Genomic DNA, 24,431 nt, shown 5'->3' on the forward strand with positions numbered 1-24,431 from the left:
AGAAGGAGCACCCCCAATGCCTGTGTATGACTATGTCGTTGTCGGAGGCGGAACCGCCGGTTCCGTCATCGCCTCCCGCCTCACCGAGGACCCGGACGTCACCGTCGCCGTCATCGAGGGCGGTCCGACCGACATCGACCGCGAGGACGTCCTGACGCTGCGCAAGTGGCTCGGCCTGCTCGGTGGCGACCTGGACTACGAGTACACGACCACCGAGCAGCCGCGCGGCAACTCGCACATCCTGCACAGCCGCGCCAAGGTCCTCGGCGGGTGCTCCTCGCACAACACGCTGATCTCCTTCAAGCCGCTGCCGTCCGACTGGGACGAGTGGGAGGCCGCGGGCGCGGCCGGCTGGAACGCCGAGCAGATGGACCCCTACTTCGGCAAGCTGCGCAACAACATCGTGCGGGTGGCCAAGAAGGACCAGAACGAGATCGCCAGCGACTGGATCGAGGCCACCAAGACGGCCCTCGGTGTCCCCGAGGTCGTCGGCTTCAACGACCGGCCCTTCGAGGAGGGCGTCGGCTTCTTCGACCTCTCCTACCACCCGGAGAACAACAAGCGCTCCTCCGCGTCCGTCGCCTACCTCCACCCGCACATCGAGGCCGGCGACCGCCCGAACCTCACGCTGATGCTGGAGACCTGGGCGCACAAGCTGGAGCTGGACGGCACCACCGCCAAGGGCGTCCACGTCCGCACCAAGGACGGCGAGGAGGTCTACGTCGAGGCCGCCCGCGAGGTGCTGGTGTGCGCCGGGGCCGTCGACACCCCGCGGCTGCTGATGCACTCCGGCATCGGGCCGCGCAAGGACCTGGAAGCGCTGGGTCTGCCCTGCGTGCTCGACCTGCCGGGCGTCGGCGAGAACCTGATCGACCACCCCGAGTCGGTGATCGTCTGGGAGACGAACGGACCGATCCCGGGCAACTCCGCGATGGACTCCGACGCGGGTCTGTTCGTCAAGCGGGACCCGGAGCACAAGGGCCCCGACCTGATGTTCCACTTCTACCAAATCCCGTTCACCGACAACCCCGAGCGGCTGGGCTACGAGCGCCCCGAGCACGGCGTGTCGATGACGCCGAACATCCCCAAGTCCCGCTCCCGCGGCCGGCTCTACCTCACCTCCGCCGACCCCGAGGTCAAGCCCGCCCTGGACTTCAAGTACTTCGAGGACGAGGGCGACTACGACGGCCGGACCCTCGTCGACGGCATCAAGCTGGCCCGCAAGGTCGCCCAGGCCGAGCCGTTCAAGAAGTGGCTCAAGCGCGAGGTCTTCCCCGGCCCCGAGGTCACCGACGATGCGGAGATCAGCGAGCTGGTGCGCAAGGCGGCCCACACCGTCTACCACCCGGCCGGCACCTGCAAGATGGGCGCCGCCGACGACCGGCTGGCCGTGGTCGACCCCGAGTTGAAGATCCGCGGGCTGGCCGGCATCCGTATCGCCGACGCCTCCGTCTTCCCGACCATGCCTGCCGTCAACCCGATGCTGGGCGTGCTCATGGTGGGGGAGAAGTGCGCCGAACTGCTTCAGAAGACTCCGACCCAAGGAGGTGATGCGTGATGGCTACCGCCGCCGGCGCATCCGAGATACCCAACGCCCGCACGTCCGAGTCCGCCTCCGACGCGGACGGCCGCGAGGTCGTCTTCTCCGTCCGTCACCTCTGGAAGGTCTTCGGCCCCAAAGCCGAGCGCATACCCGAGGACGCCTCGGTCGCCAAGCTGAACGTCCAGGAGCTGCGGGACCGGACCGGCTGCGTGGCCGCCGTCCGCGACGTCTCCTTCGACGTCCACAAGGGCGAGGTCTTCGTCGTCATGGGCCTGTCCGGCTCCGGCAAGTCCACCCTCGTGCGGTGTCTGACCCGGCTGATCGAGCCGACCAGCGGTGACCTGGAGATGGACGGCGAGGACGTCCGCGCCATGGACCGCACCGCGCTGCGCGAGCTGCGCCGCCGCCGCGCCGCCATGGTCTTCCAGCACTTCGGCCTGCTGCCGCACCGCACCGTCGTCGACAACGTCGCCTACGGCCTGGAGATCCAGGGCATGGGCAAGGCGGAGCGCCGCGAGAAGGCCAACGAGATGGTCGACAAGGTCGGCCTGGCCGGGATGGAGAAGCGCCGCCCCGGCCAGCTCTCCGGCGGCCAGCAGCAGCGCGTCGGCCTGGCCCGCGCGCTCGCCGTCGACCCCGAGGTCCTGCTCTTCGACGAGCCGTTCAGCGCGCTCGACCCGCTCATCCGCCGCGACATGCAGGAAGAGGTCATCCGCCTGCACCGCGAGGAGGGCCGGACGATGGTCTTCATCACCCACGACCTGAGCGAGGCGCTGCGCCTGGGCGACCGGATCGCCCTGATGCGTGACGGCGAGATCGTCCAGCTCGGCACCCCCGAGGAGATCGTCGGCTCCCCGGCCGACGACTACGTCCGCGACTTCGTCCGCGACGTCCCGCGCGAGCAGGTGCTCACGGTGCGCCGCGCGATGCGCCCGGCCAAGGACGGCGAGGCCGACCAGGGCCCGGCGCTGGCCCCCGACACCCTGATCTCCGACGCCATCGAGGCCGTCGCCCGCTCCGGCGGCGCCGCCCGCGTCGTTGACGACGGACGCTGTCTGGGCATCGTCGACCACGCCTGCCTGCTGAACGTGGTCGCACGCCTCGACGAGGGCCCCCGGCACGATGAGGTGGCCGCCTGATGTACGCCGCCACCACCCACCGCGGCGCCGTGCGCGCCGTCGGTTCCAGAGCTCCCGCGGCCACGCCGCGGGCCCGGCTGCGCGCCACCCTGCTGCGCCACTGGCGTGAGGCCCAGCGCTGCGCCGCCCTGAACATGCCCACCGGCACCGTGAAGCGGGGGCGAGCATGAGCCTCTTCTCCACGCCTCCCATGGCGGCGAAACCGCTGAGCGACGCCGTACGGCCCGGCCCCCTGCGGGCCGTACTGCAGCTCCGCGCCCTGAGCAAGCTCCTGCTGCTCGTGCTCGCCGCGGCCGTCCTCGTCCCGCTGCTGCAGGCCAAGTACGGTGCCGCCTGGCCGTCGTCGCTGACCGTCGATGTCTCCGGCCCGCTCGGCAAGACCAGCGACTGGATCATCGACAACCGCGACAGCCACTGGCTGTTCGTCTACTTCCTCGGTCACCTCAGCAACGCCGTGGTGATCTCGGTACGCGGTGTCTACCTGCTGCTGCTCGCCCTCGGCTGGACCGGCGTCACGGCCGGTGTCACGCTGCTCGCCTGGCGGGTGGCCGGCCTGCGGATCGCCGCCACCGCCCTGATCTCCTTCCTGGTCAGCGGCCTGCTCGGCATGTGGGTCCCCACCATGCAGACGTTCGCGCTGATGGTCGTGGCGGTCGTCGTCTCGGTCGCGGTCGGCGCCCTGCTGGGCCTGGCGGCCGGCCTCTCCGAACGCCTGTTCAGGATCCTCCGCCCGGTCCTGGACACGATGCAGGTGCTGCCTGCCTTCGCCTACCTCCTCCCCGTCGTGCTGGTCTTCGGCATCGGCGTCCCCGCCGCGCTGCTGGCCACCGTCATCTACGCGGCTCCGCCGATGGCCCGGCTGACCGCGCTCGGCCTGCGCGGCGCCGACCCCGGCGTCCTGGAGGCGGTCTCCTCGCTCGGCGCCACCGGACGGCAGCGGCTGCTGACCGCCCGCCTGCCGCTGGCCCGTAAGGAACTCCTCCTCGGCGTCAACCAGACGATCATGATGGCGCTGGGCATGGTCGTGATCGCCTCGATGATCGGCGCCGCCGGTCTCGGTGACCGCGTCTACCAGGCGCTCGCCTCGGTCGACGTCGGCGCCGCGCTCTCCGCCGCCATCCCGATCGTGCTGCTGGCCATCGTCATGGACCGCACCACGGCGGCGGCCGGTGAACGCCTCGGCGCCGACACCGCGGCCACCGGCCCGCAGTGGCTGCGCGGCTGGCAGGCCTGGACGGGCGTCGCGGCGGTCACCGCCGTCCTCGCCGTCGTCGGCCGGCTGTCCGGCTCCCTGGTCTGGCCGGACGCCTGGGCCGTTGATCTGGCCCGCCCCGTCAACGACTTCAAGGAGTGGATGGTCGACCACCTCTACTCCGGTGTCCCCCTCGTCGGCGGCACCGCCGACTGGGCCGCGCACTTCACCGACTGGGTCCTCAACCCGCTGCGGGACGGCCTGACCGCGCTGCCCTGGTACGGCACGCTGCTCATCGTCGCCGCGCTGGCCTGGGTCATCGGCACCTGGCGCACCGCCCTGACCGCCGTCCTCGCGATGGCCGCCATCGGCGTGCTGGGCGTCTGGAAGCCGTCGATGAACACCCTCTCCCAGGTCATCGCCGCCCTGGCGGTCACCTTGGTGCTGGGCTTCGGCATCGGCGTCCTGGCGGCGGGCAGCAAGCGCTTCGAAGCGATCCTGCGCCCGGTCCTGGACGTCATGCAGACCATGCCGCAGTTCGTGTACCTGATCCCGGTCGTCGCGCTCTTCGCCGTGGGCCGCGCCCCGGCCGCCGCCGCTGCCGTCGTCTACGCCCTGCCGGCCGTCATCCGCATCACCACCCAGGGCCTGCGCCAGGTGGACCCCGCCGCCATGGAGTCCGCCCGCTCGCTGGGCGCCACCCGCTGGCAGATGCTCCGCCAGGTCCAGCTGCCCCTGGCCCGGCCCTCGCTGCTGCTGGCCGTCAACCAGGGCGTGGTCATGGTCCTCGCCGTCGTCATCATCGGCGGCCTGGTCGGCGGCGGTGCCCTCGGCTACGACGTCGTCACCGGCCTCGCCACCGGAGACCTGGGCCTCGGCCTGGTCGCGGGTGTGGCCATCGTGTGCCTGGGCCTGATGCTCGACCGGGTCACCCAGCCCACGGAACGCCGCACGACGGGGAAGGGAGCCTGACCATGTCCCGTAAGCGCACCATGATCATCGGGGCGGCCGCGCTGGCCGGCACGGCGGTCCTCTCCGTCTCCTTGTCCTCCTGCGGCAAGGCCGACATGACCAAGCAGACCTCGCCGTTCGCGGCGGCCAAGGGCTCCAAGTCGGTCACCCTCTCGGTGCAGACCTGGGTCGGCGCCCAGTCCAATGTCGCGGTCGCCAAGTACCTGCTCGAACACAAGATGGGCTACCACGTCGACACCGTCCAGGTGGACGAGATCCCCGCCTGGGACGCCCTCAGCCAGGGCCGGGTCGACGCGATCCTGGAGGACTGGGGCCACCCCGACCAGGAGAAGCGGTACGTCAAGGACAAGAAGACGATCACCGCGGGCGGCGGCAACGGCGTCACCGGCCACATCGGCTGGTTCGTCCCCAAGTACTGGGCCGACAAGCACCCCGAGGTCACCAACTGGAAGAACCTCAACAAGTTCGCCAAGCAGCTCCGCACGTCGGAGAGCGGCAACAAGGGCCAGCTGATGGACGGTTCGCCGTCCTATGTCACCAACGACAAGGCGCTGGTGAAGAACCTCAAGCTGAACTACGAGGTCGTCTTCGCGGGCTCCGAGGCGGCGCAGATCACCCAGATCCAGCAGTTCGCCAAGGAGAAGAAGCCCTTCCTGACGTACTGGTACGAGCCGCAGTGGCTCTTCAACCAGGTGCCGATGGAAGAGGTCAAGCTGCCCAAGTACACCGACGCCTGCGCGGCCAAGGGCGCCAAGGACCCCAAGTCCATCGACTGCGCCTATCCGACCACCCCGCTGCAGAAGTTCTTCAACACGGAGTTCGCCAAGAAGGGCGGCAGTGCCGCGGCGTTCCTGAAGAACTTCAAGTGGACCAAGGACGACCAGAACGAGGTCTCCGAGTCGATCGCCTCGGGCGGTCTGTCCGCCGACGAGGCGGCCAAGCGCTGGGTGGAGAAGCACCCGGACGTCTGGAAGAAGTGGCTGCCCAAGAAGTAGCCGCCACAAGGGAACAGCGGGATCTCGCGGGCAGTCGCACAGGATGTGCGACTGCCCGCGAGGGCGTTTCGGGCCGGTCCTCCCCAATGTTTCTGCGGGGTGCCGAAGGGCCCTTGCGTTCAGGTGCCGCGGGGTCTTGGCCCCGTTCGGGTGCGCGGGGGCCTTACCCCCTACCCGTTCGGGTGGCGAGCGGCGAACCGCCGCACGGCGCGGTGGCAGGCGCAGAAGGCTGGGCAGCCGCCACCGACGAAAGGCCCCGCCATGCCGCTGCCGCCGACCTGCCCCACGCCCGCCTGTGACGACGTGCTGTGGAAGGACACCACGCACACCGACACCGACTGGGACAACTGGCGCTGGTGGTGCTGCCGTTGCGACAAACAGTGGTACCCGACAGCGGAACAGCTCCAGGAGTACCGCTACGGAGCAGCCGGCAGACCACACCCCTCCGCATACCGGGACCCCAGACCGGCGGCGCGGCAGTAGGAGGCACGCCCGTCGAGACCGGTGGTCAGGACCGGCGGCTCAAGGCCGGCGGGCCGCGCCGGGCCGGGACCGGGGAAGCAGGACCGGCGGACCAGGACCGGCGGACCAGGACCAGCGACCGAGGACCAGAGCTGGGACCAGGACCAATGACCGTTCCCGGCTCCCTGGCCCGGGCTATAGGTTCCTCATACAACCACCCGGCGGCGCTCCGTGCATGCCGGGCGTCCCCAGAGGAGCTTCCATGCGCGTCACCGCCTTCGACCATCTCGTTCTCAACGTCGCCGACGTCGAGCGCTCGCTCGCCTTCTACTGCGGCCCGCTCGGCCTGGAGCCGGTCCGCGTCGACGCCTGGCGCGCGGGCGAGGTGTCCTTTCCCTCCGTGCGCGTGAGCCCGACGACCATCATCGACCTCGTCCAGGGGCCTCGCGAGGGCTCCAACGTCGACCACCTCTGCCTGGTCGTCGAGCCCGTCGACTGGCAGGAGGTCATCGACTCGGGCGAGTTCACGGTGGTCGACGGCCCCGGGCCGCGCTTCGGTGCCCGTGGTGAGGGCCAGTCCCTGTACGTCAGCGACCCGGACGGCAACACCGTCGAGCTGCGCTGGTATGCGCACGACTAGGGGGTCTTCTGGTGCCGCGCCGCGTGCGGCCTCAGGACCGCGGTGCCAGCAGGTCGTCGAGTTCGGCCGCGAACAGCAGGGCGGGGTCGAGGCCCATGCCGGTGAAGTGGCCGGCGAGTTCCAGTGACAGGACACCGTGCAGGCGGGTCCAGAAGGTCAGGAACCGGTGGAGGGCTTCGGGCGGGGCGGGGTGGTCGGCGGCCCAGTCCCGGTGGTCCTGCAGATAGGCGCCGAAGGGTGTCGTGGCGCTCTCCGGCGTGAGCGCCGCGCACGCGTCGACCAGGATCGTCATGATCTCGGAGGAGATGGCGGTGGTGTCCTCGGGCGCGTGGTAGCCGGGGATGGGGGTGCCGTAGACGAGGAAGTACCGCTGCGGGTCCGCCAGGGCCCAGTCGCGCAGGGCGTGTGCCAGCCCGGCCAGATCGGCACCGTCGGCGGAGGCCGTGCGGAGGGTTTCGGCGAGGCTTCGGTACGCCTCCCGGACGAGTTCGGTGATCAGGTCGTCGCGGCTGGCGAAGTAGCGGTAGAGCGCCGGTCCGCTCATGCCCATCTGCTTGGCGATCGCGTTGAGGGAGAGCGCGGACGCCCCCGCCGTGGCGATCTGCTCCCGGGCGCGTTCCGTGATCTCCGCCCGCACCTGGGCCCGGTAGCGCTCCCGCGGGGTGTTCGCGCCCGTCGTCGCCATGGCCTGTCACCGTCCCCATTCATTCAGCTACACCTTCAACGCTTGGTTAGAAGCTATCACGCAACGTATTGACCTGCTGCTCCGCGTCGCGTTATAAGTATTAACGAAGGTGTGCGGCTGTAGCTCTGATGGGCGGACGGACGGGCGGACGGGCGGACGGGCGGTGCGACCGTGCGATCTGCTCGATAGGCAGCGCTCACACCCCGACCGACAGAGGAGAACTCCATGTCCGGCATCCGCAGTACCGGGGTCCGCAGCACTGGCTTCCGCAGTACCGGCCGCAGCACCGGCCGCCGCGGCACAGGTTTCCGCGCCGCCCTGTTCGCCGTCCCGCTCACCCTCACCCTCGGCCTCCTCGGCACCGCCGCCGTACCCGCGGGGGCGGCCGGCCCCCACCCCTCCCGCACCACTCACCCCTCCCACCCGTCCCACCCCGGCACGTCCCTCACCTGCCGGGAGAAGGGCGTCGACCCCGGCGCCCTCGTCCGCCACCGGACCGAGGCAGTGATCCACGCCCCGCTGCGCACCGTCTGGAAGCTGCAGACCGACGTGGAGCGCTGGCCGGCCTGGCAGGCCCCCGTCGAGACCGTGGAACGCCTCGACCACGGCCCGTTGCGCAAGGGTTCGGCGTTCCGGTGGACGACCCCGGTACCCCCCAACCCCTCAACTCCCGCTACCGGTCTTGAGGTCACCTCGACCGTCCAGCAGGTCAAGCGCCACTCGTGCCTCCGCTGGACCGGCCCAGCGATCGGCGAAGGGCTGCGCATCGAGGGTGTCCACGTATGGAACTTCACCGCGGTCAAGGGCGGTGTCCGCGTGAGCACCGAGGAGACCCACACCGGCGCCCAGGTCGAAGCGGACGTTCCCACCGCGACCAAGATCCTGCGCGAGGGCCTGGAAGCATGGCTGCGCAACCTGAAGTCCGCCGCCGAGGCCCGTGCCCACCATCGGTCGAACTGACCCATCAGCCGGGACTTTGTCGGCCACCGGCCCGCACTGAATCACGAAGCGGCCCGCGCCCGCCGAGGGTCAGCCGGCGAGGCAGCCGGACCGAGCGTCGTGGCCCGGCGCGGCGCCGCGGGTCATGCCTGCTCCCCGACGGGCTCCCGAGGGGCGGCCTGCGGCGCGGGTGCGCGGCGGGGCAGCAGGAGGGGAGTGGCCAGGAGGAGCGCGCCGGCGAGGATGATGGCGGTGCGGGTGCCGGTGAGGCCGGCGAGCAGTCCCCAGCACGCCGTCATGGCCGCGGTGGTGGTGCTGCTCGTGATGGACCACGCCGACAGGGTCCGGGTCACGCGGTCGGTGGCGGTGTGGGCGAGCCGGTAGGTGGCGAACACCGGGGTGAAGATCCCCATGCACAGGATCAGGCCGAACTCGATCACGACGATGAGAGCGAGTCCCCAGGGGCCGGGACCGATGAACCCCAGCCCCAGGGACCAGCACGCCCGCAGGGTGCCGGCGGTGAGCAGCACCCGGTGCTGTCCGAACCTCGTGACCAAGGGCCGGGCGAGCCGCGAGCCGACGAGACCACCGATGCACGCCACACCGAAGGCCAGGCCGTACTGCCACGGCGTAAAGCGCAGGTCGTGCAGGAGGAGCACGGTCAGCAGCGGCATGGTCGCCATGATCAGCGCGTTCACCAGGCCGGTGTTGAAGAACAGCGGTCGCAGGTGGGAGTGGCCCAGGATGTAGCGCCAGCCCTCAACGACGTCGGCCAGGGTGAAGCGTTGCGCGGGGCGGTCCGGCGGCCGCGCTTCCCCGCCGCCGATCGCCCTGATCCCCAGTGCGGAGAGCAGGAAGCTGACCGCGTTCGCGACCACTGTCGTCAACGGCCCGAACACCCCGATGGCGACACCCCCCAGGGGCGGACCGAGTGCGGTCGCCGTCCAGGTCGTGGTCTCGAACCGGCCGTTGGCCACCAACAGGTCCTCGGGCCTCACCAGGGCCTTGAGGTAGGCGCCGCTCGCGGCGGTGAACACAATGTTGGCAGCCGCGACGATCACCGATACGACGACGAGCTGGGCGAAGGTCAGTCCGCCGAGCGCGTACGCGGCGGGCACGGTCAGCAACGCCGTGAACCGGAGCAGGTCCATGCCCACCATGACCGGCCGCTTACGACGGAACTCCACCCACGGCCCCAGGGGCATCGCGATCAGCGCCCCCGCCGCCAGGCCCGCCGCGGACAGCACGGATACCTGCGCCGTACCGCTGTGCAGCACCAGGACGGCGATGAGCGGGAACGCATCGAGCGAGAGCCAGGTACCGGCGGCGCTGGCGGCGTACGCGGCCCACAGCCATCCGAACTCCCGGCCCAGCGACTGCCGGTGTCTCATCCCTGGCTCCGTCCCACGCCCGATTCCCCCGCTCCGTCCCACGCCCGATTCCCCCGCTCTGTCCCGCACCCGTTTCCCCGCTCTGTCCCGCACCCGTTTCCCCGCTCCGTCCCGCCCGATTCCCTGGCTCATCCTGTCTGTCCCGCTCGTCCCGCTCGTCCCGCTCGTCCCGCTCGTCCCGCACCACCGGCTACCGGCCGGGGCGGCCACACCGTCAGGAGCAAGCCGCCATCAAACAGCATGCGGAGCCGGCCCGCGTCCTGACCGGACGCGTTCGAGGGCCGGGTCGCCGTGCAGCGCGACGCGACCAGCAACTCCGCGTCGTCCGGCCTGAACCGGTGGAGCGCGAGCCGGCCGGTCCGGGCACCCGGGGCCGACGAGGGTGGCATCGCGACCGTCCCGTCCCGTCGTCCGCCGGGGCACCGGGACCTGGCTGCCCGGCCGTTCTGGCGCCACGGCATAGTAGAGCGCAGCCCGATGAGGGACATGACAATTACGGCGCGCTGCTCGCCCGGCGCCGCCGCTTATCAGGGGGACTTGCTCCATGCCATCCATCCGCCGCTCCACCGCCGCGGCCGCGGCACTGGTCGCGCTGCTCACGGGCACCGTCACCGCCTGCGGCCCCAGTGACGACAAGGCCGCCGCTTCGGGTGCCGCCGACCAGAAGGGTCAGGGCGGTGCAGGGATCCAGATCCCCAAGGACATGCCGACCAGCCTGGACGACCTGAAGAAGTGGAAGGACGGCGGCTGGCAGAACTGGGACAAGTGGGCCCGTAAGGCCTCGGATTTCGCCAACCCGGTCATCAAGGACCACTGGAAGACGGACCGGCTGGCCAAGGCGAAGAACTCGCCCGAGATCGGGGTGAAGGCCACCGGCACGGGCAGCGAGTTCGACGCCACGGACCCCGAGCCGCGGACGGTCACCGCCGAGCAGGTCGCCCGCCCGTACCACCAGCACATGGCACCGGTCGGGAAGATCTTCTTCGACAGCCCGAAGGGCCCGATGGTCTGCTCCGGCACGATCGTCGAGGACCCCGCGCACCCCGGCAAGTCCAACCTGGTGTGGACCGCGGGCCACTGCGTGCACTCGGGCAAGCAGGGCGGCTGGATGCGCAACATCGTCTTCGTGCCGTCCTACAACGACAACGGCGCGGCGATGAACCAGGTCAACGGCGCCCCCTCCCAGCAGGTCACCCCCTACGGCCGGTTCTGGGCCGACTGGATCACCACGTCCGGTGAGTGGATCAACATGGGCAGCCAGCACTCCGGCAACGGCGGCTCCGCCTACGACTTCGCCGTGCTGCACGTGAAGCCGGAGAACGGCGGCGGCAAGTCGCTCCAGGAGACCGTGGGGGCCGCCGCCCGGGTCGCGTTCGACACCCCCTCCGCCGACCGCATCGCCTCGCTGGACGCCTTCGGCTATCCGGCAGCGCCGCCGTTCGACGGCGCGCGCATGATGAACTGCCCGGGGCGCCCCGGCCGCCTCGTCATGCAGGAGGGCACGCCCGCCATGAACCGCATCGGCTGCAACATGACCGGCGGCACCTCCGGCGGTGGCTGGTTCGTCAACCAGGGCGGCAAGCTGACGCTGGTGTCCAACACCTCGATCAGCTCCAGCACCCACACCTGGCTGGCCGGCCCGCACCTCGGCCCGGAGGCGGAGCGGGTCTTCAACGACATCAGCCGGAAGTTCGCGAACCGGTAGTCCGCGAGGAAGCCGACCCGGCCTCCGCCCCCGCCCCCCGGCTCGAAGGCGAGTCGGGGGGCGGGGGGCTTTCCGGCGCGACTCGGTCCTTCCCCTGGGCTGGGCGAACGACGGAACTCGCCCCGAAGCTGCCGCGCGCTCAGCAGTCGAACACCGACCCGGAGCGCACGCGCCTCCTGCGGAGCTGCCTCGAAGACCTGGAACGGGTCATCCCTGAGATCACCTGCTCCGCAGGAATCCGGTACCACCAGCGCTTGCGCCGGCCTGCCCTGCTCGTCTCGGCGACCCTCCCCGGCGCCGGCTGAGACAGCTACGGCTACTCAGCCCTCGGCGACAAGGCCAGGCGCAGTGCCTCCAGGGCGCCGGTGAAGGCGCTGTCGCTGGGCGTCGCATAGCCGATGACCAGGCCGTGACGGGGCGGCATGGTGGCGGCGGGGTGGCGGTAGCCGGAGAGGCCGTCGAGGGCCAGGCCCTGACGCCGGGCGGCGCGCAGGGCCGTGTGTTCGTCCGACTCGGTCGCGTCGCCGGGGAGTTGGAGGACGGCGTGCAGGCCGGCGGAGATTCCGGTGACGGTGAGGTGCGGGGCGTGGGTGGTCACCGCGTCGATCAGCCGGTCGCGGCGTCCGCGGTAGCGCTGGCGCATCCGGCGGATGTGCCGCTCGTAGGCGCCGTGGGTGAGGAATTCCGCGAGGGTGAGCTGGTCGGTGACGCCCGCCCAGGCCTCGCGCTCGCCCTTGGCCTCCAGTACGGCGTCGACGAGACGGTCGGGGAGCACCATCCAGCCCAGGCGCACCGCGGGGGACAGGCTCTTGCTGACCGAGCCGATGTGGAGGACGCGCTCCGGGTCGAGGCCCTGGAGGGCGCCGACGGGCTTGCGGTCGTAGCGGAATTCGCCGTCGTAGTCGTCCTCCAGGATGAACCCGCCGGTGGCGCGCGCCCAGTTGATGGCGGCCGCCCGGCGGTCGGGGTGGAGCGGTACGCCGGTGGGGAACTGGTGGGCGGGGGTGAGGAGGGCCGCGCCCATGCCCTCGAACCGTGCCAACTGCGCGGTGTCCGCGCCGTGTCCGTCGAGGTCGAGGGGGTGGGCGCGGAGGCCGGCGGTGGTCAGCAGATGGCGGTGGAAGGGGAGGCCGTAGGACTCGACGGCGAGGGGGCCGGGGAGGACCGCGGGCAGGAGCAGGCGCAGGGCGTGGGCGAAGCCGGAGCAGATGACGATGTGTTCGGGGTCGGTGCGTACCCCGCGGGTGCGGGCCAGGTAGTCGGCGAGCGCACGGCGCAGTTCGGGGCGGCCACGGGGGTCGCCGGGGCCGAAGGCGTCGTGCGGGGCGGCGGTCAGTGCGCGGCGGGCGGCGGCGAGCCAGGCGGTGCGCGGGAAGGACGCGGCGTCCGGCTGTCCCTGGAGGAGGTTGTGCGCGGGCCGGCCGGCCGCGGCGCGGTGGGCCGGGGCGCGGGCGGGCGTCGGCGGCTCCGCCTTCCCCCGGACTCCGTCCGCGAGATGCCCCCGGGCGACGCGGGTGCCGGAGCCCTGGCGGGCGCTCAGCCAGCCTTCCGCCACCAGTTCGGCGTAGGCGTCGGCGACGGTGTTACGGGTGATGCCGAGGTCGGCGGCGAGCGAGCGGTAGGGCGGCAGGCGGGTGCCGGGGGCCAGGCGGCCGGACCGTACGGCGTCCCGCAGCGCCCGGATGAGGACGGCGCGGCGGCTGCCGGGTCCGGTCAGCTCCAGGTGCAGATCGGCGCCCAGACTCTCGGCGGAATTGACCCATGATTCCGGCATGGAAATGCACCCTACAGCCGGTCGCCTGCCCTTCTAGATTCAAGGCATGACGAATACAGCGCAGACCAGCGAAGCGGGCACGGGGAACTCGGCGGGCACGGGGAACTCGGCGGGCACGGGGACCTCGGCGGGCACGGGGGGCCCGGCGGGCACGGGGGACCCGGCGGAGGCGATCCGCACTCCCCGGGTCAACTTCGCCCAGGCCGCCCCGAAGGCCTTCAAGGCACTGATCGGTTTCGACGCCGCGGCGCGTGAGGGCCTGGACCCCACCCTGGTCGAACTGGTCCAGATCCGCTCCTCGCAGCTCAACAAGTGTGCGTACTGCCTCCATATGCACACCTCCGACGCCCGCAAGGCCGGCGAGAGCGAGGAGCGGCTGCACATGGTCGCGGTCTGGGAGGAGGCGGCGCACTTCTTCACCGCGAAGGAGCGGGCGGCGCTGGCCCTCACCGAGGCCGTGACGCTGGTCGCCCAGGGAGGCGTGCCGGACGCGGTCTATGAGCGTGCCGCCCGCCACTTCGAGGAGGCGGAGCTGGCCCGGCTGCTGGCGCTGATCTTCACGATCAATACGTGGAACCGGATCGCCCTCAGCACGGGGAAGGTGCCGGGGACGGACGAGCGGTAGCGGTAGCGGTAGCGGCATGGCGGGCCCCGCCGCGTCAGCCCTCTGCCGCCAGTTCCTCCCGCAGCCGCTCCGCCATCCGGGCCACCGCTGCCATCGCCCGGCGCTGGAAGCCGGGGCCGAAGGTGACCCGGGCCGCGCCGAGGGCGCCGAGTTCGCGCGGGGTGGGACCGTCCGGCGTCACCACGGCATTGACGGGGAGGCCGATACTGGCGGCCAGCGTGGCCAGCTCCGTGGGCGGGGCGAGGAACGGATAGACGCAGTCGGCGCCCGCGGCCGCATACATCCGGCCGCGCCGGACCGCCTCCTCGGTGCCCTGGACGCCGTGCAGATAGGTGTCGATCCGGGCGTTGAGCACCAGCGCCTCGCCGGCCTCGGCCCGTATCAGGGCCAGCCGGTCCGCCTGTTCCTTCGGGTCCCGCAGGGCGCCGGTGGCAGGGTCGGTGTCCTCCAGGTTGCAGCCCACCGCCCCGGCATCCATGAGGCGGCCCACCAACTCCTTTGCGGACAGCCCGTATCCGGCCTCCACATCGACCGAGACCGGGATGTCCACGGACCGTACGATCCGGGCGACGGCCGCGAACATCTCGTCGGCCGGGGTCCGGCCGTCCTCGTATCCGAGGGAGGCCGCGATGCCGGCACTGGGGGTGGCGAGCGCCGGGAAGCCGGCGTCCGCGAACACCCTTGCGCTGTCGGCATCCCAGGGGCCGGGGAGGACCAGCGGCAGCCGGGGCCCGTGGTGCAGCGCGCGCAGCGCGGTGGCTGTCACGGGGCGGTCCGCGGCGGGGCGGTCCGCGGCCGGGCGGTCTGTCACGGGGCGGTTGGTGGCGGTCATGCCTGGCCCGGGGGCATGCGGGTGGACACGCCGAAGCGGTTCCAGGCGTTGATGGTGGTGATCAGCGCGATCAGGTGGGCCAGTTCGGCCCGGCCGAAGTGGCCGGCGGCGCGGTCGTAGACGGCGTCGGGAACGAAGCCCTCGGTGAGCAGGGTGATGGCTTCGGTGAGGGCGAGGGCGGCCTGCTCCTTGGGGGAGTAGAAGTCGGCGGTCTCCTCCCAGGCGTTGAGGAGGTAGATCCGCTGCTCGGTCTCGCCGGCCGCACGGGCGTCCTTGACGTGCATGTCCAGGCAGAACGCGCAGTGATTGAGCTGCGAGGCACGGATCTTCACCAGCTCGACCAGCGCCGGGTCGAGGTCCTTCTTCGCCGCCACCTCCAGCGTGATCATGGCCTTGTAGACGTCCGGCGCGAGCTTCGTCCAGGGCAGGCGGGGGCCGTGCCGGTGTTCCGGCTGCGCCACCCCAGCTGTGTGTGCGGCCTGAGCTGCCGAAGTGGTCGGTGGGGGCGGTGCTGCCTGCTGAGCTGTCAGTGTCGTCATGTTTACGACGCTACGACGGCAATGGCATAGCTGTATGGTCCATTCCCATGGAGAATTCATGGGCCACTTTCGGGCGGGATCTGCACCTGGACCTCACCGGTCCCGGCGGTCTGCGGGCCGCGCTGCTGCGGGCGCTGCGGGACGCGGTACGGTCCGGGCGACTGGCTCCCGGCACCCGGCTGCCCTCCTCCCGCTCGCTCGCCGCCGACCTCGGCATCGCCCGTAACACCGTCGCCGACGCCTACGCCGAACTGGTCGCCGAGGGCTGGCTCAGCGCCCGTCAGGGCTCCGGCACCCGCGTCGCCGAGAGGGTCCTGCCGCGGGCCACGCCGCCCGCCGCCCGGCGCTCCCCCGGCCCCGGCCCCGGCCCCGGCCCCGGCCCCGGCCCCCGCCCGGCCGACCGCGCCGACCGGCCGCGCTTCGTCCTCACCGCGGGCACCCCCGACGTCTCCGCCTTTCCCCGCACCGCCTGGCTGGCCGCCGCCCGCCGTGCGCTGACCACCGCCCCCAGCGAGGCCTTCGGCTACAACACCCCCTACGGCCGCCCCGAGCTGCGTACCGTCCTCGCCGACTACCTCGCCCGCGCCCGTGGCGTACGTGCCGACCCCGACCGCATCGTCATCTGTGCCGGTTTCATTCAGGGGCTGGCCCTGCTCAGCCGTGTCCTGGGCACCGGGCGGCTGGCCGTCGAGTCGTACGGCCTCGACTTCCACCGCGCCGTCATCACCCGCGCGGGCCTGCGCACCGTTGCGCTCCCCGTGGATGAACGCGGCGCCCGCACCGACGAGCTGGCCGCCCTCGACGACGTACGCGCGGCCCTCCTCACCCCCGCCCACCAGTTCCCCACCGGCGTACCGCTCCACCCCGACCGCCGGGCGGCCGCCATCAACTGGGCGCGCGCCACCGGCGGGTTCATCCTGGAGGACGACTACGACGGCGAATTCCGCTACGACCGCAAGCCCGTCGGCGCCCTCCAGGGCCTCGACCCCGATCACGTCGTCTACCTGGGCACCGTGAGCAAGAGCCTCGCCCCCGCGCTACGGCTCGCCTGGATGGTGCTGCCGGAACGCCTGGTCGATCCGGTGCTCGCCCTCAAGGGCACCGGCGAATGGCAGTCCGGGGCGCTGGACCAGCTCACTCTCGCCGAGTTCCTGTCCTCCGGCGCCTACGACCGCCATCTTCGCGGTATGCGGCTGCGCTACCGGCGCCGCCGCGATCAACTGGTGGCCGCCCTGGCCGACCACGCATCCCAGGTCCGTGTCTCCGGTATCGCCGCCGGCCTGCACGCCGTACTGGAACTCCCGCCCGGCACCGAACAGGCCACCCTCCGGGCCGCCCGCCGGCAGGGTCTCGCCCTGGACGGCCTGAGCCGCTTCCACGACCCGACCGCCCCACCGGCCTCCCGCGACGCACTGGTAGTGGCTTACGGCACCCCGCCCGACCACTCCTTCGCGGGAGCCGTGGACGCCTTGCTCAGGGCGCTGCCATCGGGGGAGCAGGAGCCGGGGGAGCAGGAACCGGGGGAGTAGCGGCCGGGGGGGGCAGGAGGCGAGAGGCGCGGAGAGGGCGCACGGGACACGGATACGAGAGGCAGACGCGGGATACGGGACACCCGGATACGGGACCCCCGGGGTACGGGACCCCCGGGGTACGGGACCCCCGGGGTACGGGACCCCCGGGGTACGGGACCCCCGGGGTACGGGACCCCCGGGGTACGGGACCCCCGGGGTACGGGACCCCCGGATCACACCTCCCGTACGAACGACACCCGGTCGAGCCCCGGCCCGTCGTAATCCTCGTGCACCGGTACACCGCGGTCGTCGAACCGGTCGCCCGGCTCCAGCCGGAAGCCCATACGGGTGTGGTACGCGATGGAGTCGCGGTTGTCGGGGCTGGTGATGCAGCGGACCTGGCTGCGGCCCGCCGTGCGGGCCGTGGCGAAGAAACGGTCGTAGAGGGCGCGGCCGATGCCGTCCCTCCGGCCCTGCGGGCATACCCCCACGAAGTGGATGTAGGCGGTTCTGGGGTCCGTCTGGGAGAGGAACCCGATCAGAAAGGCGTGCAGGGTCCCGTCCGGGCGCTCGACCAGGAAGCTGGTGTCGGCGAAGTGCTGCAGAAAGAGGCGCGGTACGAGCAACTGACGCTGCAGTGCGCCCGCCTCACCCCCCAGGCCACCCCACCACTCGGCCAGGGCCACCTGGAGCCGTGGGTGGTCCGCGGAGGTGGGACGGCGCAGCGTCAGCCCGCCGGGCAGCTGCCCCGGCACCAGGGCAGGTTCAGGCTCAGTCATGGTCACGTCCTCAGGTCGACGGCACGCCGTCATCGGCAACTGCGCTGTTGTGCAACAGCGTTGCAGGTGGTGCGGCACCGGCTCGCGGCGAGGTCCTGCGCCGATCGCGCGTCACCGGTACCGACGCCCGTCACCTCAGCGCCCCGCAGCGCGCGCCGCGAGGCGCCGTGCGAGCCGCTGCGCGCTGGGCCATTCAGGGCAAATGCGCGGGACGGCTATGGCGCGTCGTCATGATTCGCGCGCCTACTGGTGCTATCGACCGGCGGGTTGCCGGCCTGACGGAGCACACCGGTACCCAGATGCGAATCGCCGCCGGGAGTAAAGACCGGTCCTGCGCCCCAGGTTGATGCCCACTTCCCGCAGAGCGACATGCGCTACGGGGAGCTGAACGGCCCGCCATCATCACACCTTCCGGAGGGCCATTCCATGGCACCCACCTTCACCTTGGCATCCGCATCACCAAATCCAGCAGTCTTCGGGCAGCCGGTCACCCTGACCGCCACTGTCATCCCGCTAGGGCTCGGCACACCCACCGGCACGGTCACCTTCGTCGTCACCGGCGGGCCCACCGTGACGGGCACACTCGTGGGTGGCACCGCGACCGTCACGGTCAACGGGATCAGCGTCGGCTTCCATACCGTCACCGCGACTTACAACGGCAGCGCGCAGTTCTCGCCGTCCAGCGGCTTGGCCTCCGTAACGGTGGGCAAGGCGTCGACGACCACGACCGTCACCTCGTCCCCCGACCCGTCGACCTTCGGGCAGCCGGTGTCCATCACCGCCACCGTCGCGCCGGTCGCGCCAGGGGCGGGCACCCCGACCGGCACGGTCACCTTCGTCATCGGCGGTGGCGGGGGCGGCACCCTGACGGGCACGCTCTCGGGCGGCACCGCGACCGTCACCACCAGCAGTCTCAGCGTCGGCACACATGCCATCACCGCGACCTACAACGGCAATGCCCAATTCAATGCGTCCGCCGGTACCGACACACAAACGGTGCAGGCGACCCTGCTGCCGACGACCACCACGGTCACTTCGTCCCCCGATCCGTCGGTCTTCGGGCAGGCCGTGACCTTCACGGCGACCGTTGCCCCCGTCCCGCCCGGTTCGGGTACCCCGACCGGCACGGTGACCTTCGTGATCTCCGGCGGCCCCACGCTGACGGCACCGCTCTCGGGCGGCACGGCGAGCGTCACCACCAGCGGCCTCAGCGTCGGCTCCCATACGGTCACGGCGACCTACAGCGGCAGCGGCACCTTCGCCGGGTCGAGCGGCACGGACACCCAGACCGTCACCAAGGCCTCCACGACGACCACGGTGACCTCGGCCCCCGACCCGTCGGCAGTCGGCCAGCCGGTGACGTTCACGGCGACGGTGGCCCCGGTCTCGCCGGGCGCTGGCACTCCGACCGGCACGGTCACCTTCGTCATCAGTGGCGGCCCGACGCTGACCGGCACCCTCTCCGGGGGCACGGCGAGCGTCACCACCAGCGCCCTGTCCCCCGGTACGCACACGGTCACCGCGACCTACAGCGGCGACGGCAACTTCAACGCCTCCAGCGGCACGGACACGCAGACGGTCGGGCAGGCGGCGACCACCACCACGGTCACCTCCTCGCCGGACCCGTCGGTCGTCGGGCAGCCGGTGACGTTCACGGCGACGGTGGCCCCGGTGGCGCCGGGTGCGGGTACGCCGACGGGCACGGTCACCTTCGTCATCAGTGGCGGTCCGACGCTGACCGGCACCCTCTCCGGGGGCACGGCGAGCGTCACCACCAGCGCCCTGTCCGCCGGTACGCACACGGTCACGGCGACGTACAGCGGTGACGCCAACTTCACGGGTTCGGTCGGAACGGACACCCAGACCGTCCATCAGGCGGCGACCACCACCACGGTCACCTCCTCGCCGGACCCGTCGGTCGTCGGGCAGCCGGTGACCTTCACGGCGACGGTGGCCCCGGTGGCGCCGGGTGCGGGTACACCGACGGGCACGGTCACCTTCGTCATCAGTGGCGGTCCGACGCTGACCGGCACCCTCTCCGGGGGCACGGCGAGCGTCACCACCAGCGCCTTGTCGGCCGGTACGCACACGGTCACGGCGACGTACGGCGGTGACGCCAACTTCACCGGCTCCAGCGGTACGGACACCCAGACCGTCAACCAGGCGTCCACGGTCACCACGGTCACCTCCTTCCCCGACCCCTCCGTGACGGGGCAGACGGTCAACTTCACCGCCTTCGTCGGGCCGGTGTTCCCCGGCGGCGGGGTGCCGACCGGGACGGTCACGTTCCTCATCACCAACGGGGTCACGACGGTGACTCTCAGCGGCACCCTCGACGGCGCCGGCGTCGCCACCGTCAGCACCAACGGACTGGTCACGGCAGGCGTTTACACCGTCACCGCGACCTACAGCGGCGACGCGAACTACACCGGCTCCAGCGACACCGACACCCAGACCGTCAACCAGGCGGCGACCACCACCACGGTCACCTCCTCGCCCGATCCGTCGCTCGTCGGGCAGCCGGTGACCTTCACGGCGACGGTGGCCCCGGTCGCGCCGGGTGCGGGAACGCCGACCGGCACGGTCACCTTCGTCATCAGCGGTGGCCCGACCCTGACCGGCACCCTCTCCGGAGGCACGGCGAGCGTCACCACCAGCGCCCTGAGCGCCGGCAGCCACACGGTCACCGCGACCTACAGCGGCGACGCCGACTTCGCCGGTTCGGTCGGTACGGATACCCAGACCGTCAACCAGGCGGCGACGACCACCACGGTGACCTCGTCGCCGGACCCGTCGGTCTTCGGTGAGCCGGTGACCTTTACGGCGACGGTGGCTCCGGTGGCGCCGGGTGCGGGTACGCCGACGGGCACGGTCACCTTCGTCATCAGTGGCGGCCCGACGCTGACCGGCACGTTGTCCGGGGGCACGGCGAGCGTCACCACGAGTGCGCTGAGCGTGGGCTCACACACGGTCACGGCGACGTACAGCGGCGACGCCAACTTCACCACGTCCAGCGGTACGGACACCCAGACGGTCAATCAGGCGGCGACGACGACCACGGTGACGTCCTCCCCCGATCCGTCCGTGGTCGGTGAGCCGGTGACGTTCACGGCGACGGTGGCTCCGGTGGCGCCCGGTGCGGGTACGCCGACGGGCACGGTGACGTTCGTGGTGACGGACGGCGTGACCACGGTGACGCTGACCGGCACGCTGAGCGGCGGTACGACCAGCGTGGCCACAAGTGGGCTGGTGACCGCGGGCGTTTATGCGGTCACGGCGACGTACAGCGGTGACGCCGGCTTCACGGGCTCGGTCGGTACGGACACCCAGACGGTCGGTCAGGCCTCGACGACCACCACGGTGACGTCCTCCCCCGATCCGTCCGTGGTCGGTGAGCCGGTGACGTTCACGGCGACGGTGGCTCCGGTGGCGCCCGGTGCGGGTACGCCGACGGGCACGGTGGTGTTCGTCATCAGCGGTGGCCCGACCCTGACCGGCACCCTCTCCGGGGGCACGGCGAGCGTCACCACGAGCGCCTTGAGCGTGGGGACGCATACGGTCACGGCGACGTACAGCGGTGACGGCAACTTCTCCTCCTCCAGCGGCACCGACACGCAGACGGTCGGCCAGGCGGCGACGACCACTACGGTCACGTCCTCGCCGGACCCGTCGGTCGTGGGTGAGTCGGTGACCTTTACGGCGGCGGTGGCTCCGGTGGCGCCGGGTGCGGGTACGCCGACGGGCACGGTGGTGTTCGTCGTGACGGACGGGGTCACGACGGTGACGCTGACCGGCACGCTCAGCGGTGGCACCACCAGCGTGACCACCAATGGCCTGGTGACGGCGGGCGTTTACGCGGTCACGGCGACCTACAGCGGTGACGCCGGCTTCACGGGGTCGGTCGGCACGGACACGCAGACGGTCGGTCAGGCGGCGACGACCACTACGGTCACGTCCTCGCCCGACCCGTCGGTCGTGGGTGAGTCGGTGACCTTTACGGCGACGGTGGCTCCGGTGGCGCCCGGTGCGGGTACGCCGACCGGCACGGTGACCTTCGTGGCCACCGACGGGGTCACCACGGTGACGCTGACCGGCACGCTCAGCGGTGGCACCACCAGCGTGACCACCAATGGCCTGGTGACGGCAGGCGTTTACACGGTCACGGCGACCTACAGCGGTGACGCCAACTTCACCGGCTCCAGCGGCACGGACACGCAGACGGTCGGCCAGGCGGCGACGACGACCACGGTTACGTCCTCGCCCGACCCGTCCGTGGTCGGTGAGTCGGTGACCTTTACGGCGACGGTGGCTCCGGTGGCGCCGGGTGCGGGTACGCCGACGGGCACGGTGGTGTTCGTCGTGACGGACGGGGTCACCACGGTGACGCTGACCGGCACGCTCAGCGGTGGCACCACCAGCGTCAGCACCAGCGGCCTGGTGACCGCGGGCGTCTACACGGTCACGGCGACCTACAGCGGTGACGCCAACTTCTCCTCCTCCAGCGGCACCGACACCCAGACAGTGACCCAGGCATCGACCACCACCACGGTGACCTCGGCTCCGGACCCGTCCGTGGTCGGTGAGTCGGTGACCTTTACGGCGACGGTTGCTCCGGTCGCGCCGGGCGCGGGTACGCCGACGGGCACGGTGACCTTCGTGGCCACCGACGGGGTCACCACGGTGACGCTGACCGGCACGCTCAGCGGTGGCACCACCAGCGTGACCACCAATGGCCTGGTGACGGCGGGCGTTTACTCCGTCACGGCGACCTACAGCGGTGACGCCAACTTCAACGGCTCGGTCGGTACGGACACCCAGACGGTGACCCAGGCGGCGACGACCACCTCGGTCTCGTCGTCGCCCGACCCGTCCGTGGTGGGTGAACCGGTGACCTTTACGGCCACCGTGGCTCCGGTGGCGCCGGGTGCGGGTACGCCGACGGGCACGGTGGTGTTCGTCGCGACGAACGGGGTCACCACGGTCACGCTGACCGGGACCCTCAGTGGCGGTACCACCAGCGTGACCACCAGCGGCCTGGTGACCGCGGGCGCGTACACGGTCACGGCGACCTACAGCGGTGACGCCAACTTCACCGGCTCCAGCGGCACGGACACGCAGACGGTCGGCCAGGCGGCGACGACGACCACGGTCACGTCCTCGCCCGACCCGTCCGTGGTCGGTGAGTCGGTGACGTTCACGGCGACGGTGGCGCCGGTCGCACCGGGTGCGGGTATGCCCACGGGCACGGTCACCTTCGCCATCACCGGCGGTCCGACGCTGACCGGCACCCTCTCCGGGGGGACGGCCAGCGTCACGACCAGCGCGCTGAACGCGGGTACGTTCCCCGTCACCGCGACGTACAACGGTGACGCCAACTTCGCGGCGTCGAGCGGCACCGACACGCAGACGGTCGCTCAGGCGGCGACGACCACCACGGTCACGTCCTCGCCCGACCCGTCGGTCTTCGGGCAGACGGTGACCTTCACCGCCACGGTGGCGCCGGTCCCGCCCGGCGCCGGCACGGTGACCGGCTCGGTCGTCTTCGTCATTGACGGTGGCGGGGGCGGCACACTGACCGGCACCGTCTCCGGCGGCGTCGCCACCGTCACCACCAGCACGCTTGACGCGGGTGTCCACAACGTCACCGCGACCTACAGCGGCGACGTCAACTTCACCGGCTCCAGCGGCACGGACACCCAGACCGTCAGCCAGGCCTCCACGACCATCACGGCCACCTCGTTCCCCGACCCCTCCAACTCCGGCGACACGGTCGCGATCCTCGCGTTCGTCTCGGCGGTGGCGCCGGGCAGCGGCGTCCCGACCGGAACGGTCAACTTCACCGTCACCGACGGTGTGACCACCATCAACCTCAACGGCACGCTCGACGGCTCCGGTGTCGCCGCGGTCAGCACCCCGCTGACCACCGGCGTCTACATCATCACGGCGGTCTACGCCGGTGACACCAACTTCACCGGCTCCAGCGACACCGACACCCAGACCGTCCTCGCGGGCCCCTGACCCCCCGTCCCCTACCGCACCACCATCCACAAACCGCACCACCATCCACAGTGCCGGGCCGTCCTCCCCGAGGGCGGCCCGACGCCCGTCTTGCGTGTCCGCCGCCGCACCGGCCTCCCGCCTTGCGGCGGTCCCAAGGGGGACGTCTACGCTGGCTCCGCTCCAACGGATGTTCCAGAAATCCAGATGTTCCGGAGCTTCAGAGTCCCAGAGACTCAGATGTTCCAGATGTTCCAGATGCTCACGGGGGAAGGCAGAACATGGCAGAGAAAGCACGTCGGCGGCTGCGGTCGAGCACGGTGATACTGGGCGGGATGGGGGCCCTGGCGGCCGCACTGACGTCCTGCGGCTCCGAGCCCGACAAGCGCTGTGTGGACCGCAACAGCTACGACACCCTCAAGGGCTACCGCATCGTCGACTCCAAGAACTGCGCGGCAGGCGGCAGTTCGTCCTCCGGAAGCAGTGGCACCGGAAGCACCGCAAGCGGCGGATACGGCACGAAGGGCCGAGGCGGCACCGGGGCCAAGACGCCCGTCGACGGCCAGTGGTACTACGACCCGAACAACGCCGGCGGCAAGTACGCCGACGAGGGAACCTTCAGCAAGACCACGGCCGTCAACCGGGGCGGCTTCGGCTGCTCCGGATCGGGCGGCGGCCGGCACGGCTCCTTCGGCGGCTGAGCGGACCGAA

19 protein-coding genes are annotated in these 24,431 nt (G+C 71.5%); 13 read left to right on the forward strand and 6 right to left on the reverse strand.

From position 1 onward, the window contains the following. Positions 1-16 precede the first annotated feature (16 nt). The 7 genes from ACGFR7_RS04460 to ACGFR7_RS04490 all read left to right on the forward strand — a co-directional run bounded on the left by ACGFR7_RS04460 (position 17) and on the right by ACGFR7_RS04490 (position 6,943). Positions 17-1,558: a GMC family oxidoreductase gene (locus tag ACGFR7_RS04460; RefSeq protein ID WP_393312840.1), complete on the forward strand. Its 1,542-nt coding sequence runs from the start codon at positions 17-19 to the stop codon at positions 1,556-1,558. Then, positions 1,558-2,682, forward strand: a complete 1,125-nt coding sequence (locus ACGFR7_RS04465; RefSeq protein ID WP_393312842.1) for a glycine betaine/L-proline ABC transporter ATP-binding protein — start codon at positions 1,558-1,560, stop codon at positions 2,680-2,682. The genes ACGFR7_RS04460 and ACGFR7_RS04465 overlap by 1 nt, the downstream gene beginning before the upstream one ends. Next, positions 2,682-2,852: a hypothetical protein gene (locus tag ACGFR7_RS04470; protein ID WP_176956415.1), complete on the forward strand. Its 171-nt coding sequence runs from the start codon at positions 2,682-2,684 to the stop codon at positions 2,850-2,852. The genes ACGFR7_RS04465 and ACGFR7_RS04470 overlap by 1 nt, the downstream gene beginning before the upstream one ends. After that, positions 2,849-4,846, forward strand: coding sequence for an ABC transporter permease (locus ACGFR7_RS04475; protein ID WP_393312844.1), 1,998 nt, complete (start codon positions 2,849-2,851; stop codon positions 4,844-4,846). The genes ACGFR7_RS04470 and ACGFR7_RS04475 overlap by 4 nt, the downstream gene beginning before the upstream one ends. Positions 4,847-4,848: 2 nt before the next feature. Then, positions 4,849-5,841, forward strand: coding sequence for an ABC transporter substrate-binding protein (locus ACGFR7_RS04480; RefSeq protein WP_393312846.1), 993 nt, complete (start codon positions 4,849-4,851; stop codon positions 5,839-5,841). Positions 5,842-6,102: 261 nt separating this feature from the next. Beyond that, on the forward strand, positions 6,103-6,324 hold the full coding sequence (locus tag ACGFR7_RS04485; protein ID WP_393312848.1) for a hypothetical protein: 222 nt from the start codon (positions 6,103-6,105) through the stop codon (positions 6,322-6,324). 241 nt (positions 6,325-6,565) lie between these two features. After that, positions 6,566-6,943 (forward strand): VOC family protein, encoded by a 378-nt coding sequence (locus ACGFR7_RS04490; RefSeq protein WP_393312850.1) that lies wholly within the window; start codon positions 6,566-6,568, stop codon positions 6,941-6,943. Between the two features lie 31 nt (positions 6,944-6,974). Here the strand turns inward: ACGFR7_RS04490 and ACGFR7_RS04495 are convergent, their stop codons facing one another. Continuing rightward, positions 6,975-7,628, reverse strand: a complete 654-nt coding sequence (locus ACGFR7_RS04495; RefSeq protein ID WP_393312852.1) for a TetR/AcrR family transcriptional regulator — start codon at positions 7,626-7,628, stop codon at positions 6,975-6,977. A 225-nt stretch (positions 7,629-7,853) separates the two neighbouring features. Between ACGFR7_RS04495 and ACGFR7_RS04500 the strand changes: the two genes are divergently transcribed. Then, on the forward strand, positions 7,854-8,588 hold the full coding sequence (locus ACGFR7_RS04500; RefSeq protein ID WP_393312854.1) for an SRPBCC family protein: 735 nt from the start codon (positions 7,854-7,856) through the stop codon (positions 8,586-8,588). Between the two features lie 122 nt (positions 8,589-8,710). On the opposite strand, the gene ACGFR7_RS04505 is transcribed toward ACGFR7_RS04500, so the two are convergent. Next, positions 8,711-9,958: an MFS transporter gene (locus ACGFR7_RS04505; protein WP_393312856.1), complete on the reverse strand. Its 1,248-nt coding sequence runs from the start codon at positions 9,956-9,958 to the stop codon at positions 8,711-8,713. A gap of 544 nt (positions 9,959-10,502) precedes the next feature. Here ACGFR7_RS04505 and ACGFR7_RS04510 point away from each other — a divergent pair. Then, the gene (locus ACGFR7_RS04510; protein ID WP_393312858.1) at positions 10,503-11,663 is read left to right on the forward strand and encodes a trypsin-like serine peptidase; all 1,161 of its coding nucleotides are present in this window, start codon (positions 10,503-10,505) and stop codon (positions 11,661-11,663) included. 316 nt (positions 11,664-11,979) lie between these two features. On the opposite strand, the gene ACGFR7_RS04515 is transcribed toward ACGFR7_RS04510, so the two are convergent. Then, positions 11,980-13,437: a PLP-dependent aminotransferase family protein gene (locus tag ACGFR7_RS04515; RefSeq protein ID WP_393312860.1), complete on the reverse strand. Its 1,458-nt coding sequence runs from the start codon at positions 13,435-13,437 to the stop codon at positions 11,980-11,982. 46 nt (positions 13,438-13,483) lie between these two features. On the opposite strand from ACGFR7_RS04515, the gene ACGFR7_RS04520 reads away from it, so the two are divergent. Next, positions 13,484-14,062: a carboxymuconolactone decarboxylase family protein gene (locus ACGFR7_RS04520; RefSeq protein ID WP_393312862.1), complete on the forward strand. Its 579-nt coding sequence runs from the start codon at positions 13,484-13,486 to the stop codon at positions 14,060-14,062. Positions 14,063-14,096: 34 nt separating this feature from the next. On the opposite strand, the gene ACGFR7_RS04525 is transcribed toward ACGFR7_RS04520, so the two are convergent. Beyond that, the gene (locus ACGFR7_RS04525; protein ID WP_393314159.1) at positions 14,097-14,828 is read right to left on the reverse strand and encodes an isocitrate lyase/phosphoenolpyruvate mutase family protein; all 732 of its coding nucleotides are present in this window, start codon (positions 14,826-14,828) and stop codon (positions 14,097-14,099) included. 62 nt (positions 14,829-14,890) lie between these two features. Continuing rightward, on the reverse strand, positions 14,891-15,433 hold the full coding sequence (locus ACGFR7_RS04530; RefSeq protein ID WP_393312864.1) for a carboxymuconolactone decarboxylase family protein: 543 nt from the start codon (positions 15,431-15,433) through the stop codon (positions 14,891-14,893). Positions 15,434-15,480: 47 nt separating this feature from the next. Between ACGFR7_RS04530 and ACGFR7_RS04535 the strand changes: the two genes are divergently transcribed. Next, the gene (locus ACGFR7_RS04535) at positions 15,481-16,962 is read left to right on the forward strand and encodes a PLP-dependent aminotransferase family protein (protein ID WP_393312866.1); all 1,482 of its coding nucleotides are present in this window, start codon (positions 15,481-15,483) and stop codon (positions 16,960-16,962) included. A gap of 215 nt (positions 16,963-17,177) precedes the next feature. On the opposite strand, the gene ACGFR7_RS04540 is transcribed toward ACGFR7_RS04535, so the two are convergent. Further along, positions 17,178-17,723, reverse strand: coding sequence for a GNAT family N-acetyltransferase (locus ACGFR7_RS04540; protein ID WP_393312868.1), 546 nt, complete (start codon positions 17,721-17,723; stop codon positions 17,178-17,180). Positions 17,724-18,149: 426 nt separating this feature from the next. On the opposite strand from ACGFR7_RS04540, the gene ACGFR7_RS04545 reads away from it, so the two are divergent. Together ACGFR7_RS04545 and ACGFR7_RS04550 are read left to right on the forward strand one after the other, a co-directional pair. Continuing rightward, positions 18,150-23,741: an Ig-like domain repeat protein gene (locus tag ACGFR7_RS04545; protein ID WP_393312870.1), complete on the forward strand. Its 5,592-nt coding sequence runs from the start codon at positions 18,150-18,152 to the stop codon at positions 23,739-23,741. Between the two features lie 260 nt (positions 23,742-24,001). Next, on the forward strand, positions 24,002-24,421 hold the full coding sequence (locus ACGFR7_RS04550; protein ID WP_393312872.1) for a hypothetical protein: 420 nt from the start codon (positions 24,002-24,004) through the stop codon (positions 24,419-24,421). Positions 24,422-24,431 lie beyond the last annotated feature (10 nt).

This window comes from Streptomyces sp. NPDC048516 (assembly GCF_043199875.1).
Taxonomy (GTDB): Bacteria; Actinomycetota; Actinomycetes; order Streptomycetales; family Streptomycetaceae; genus Streptomyces.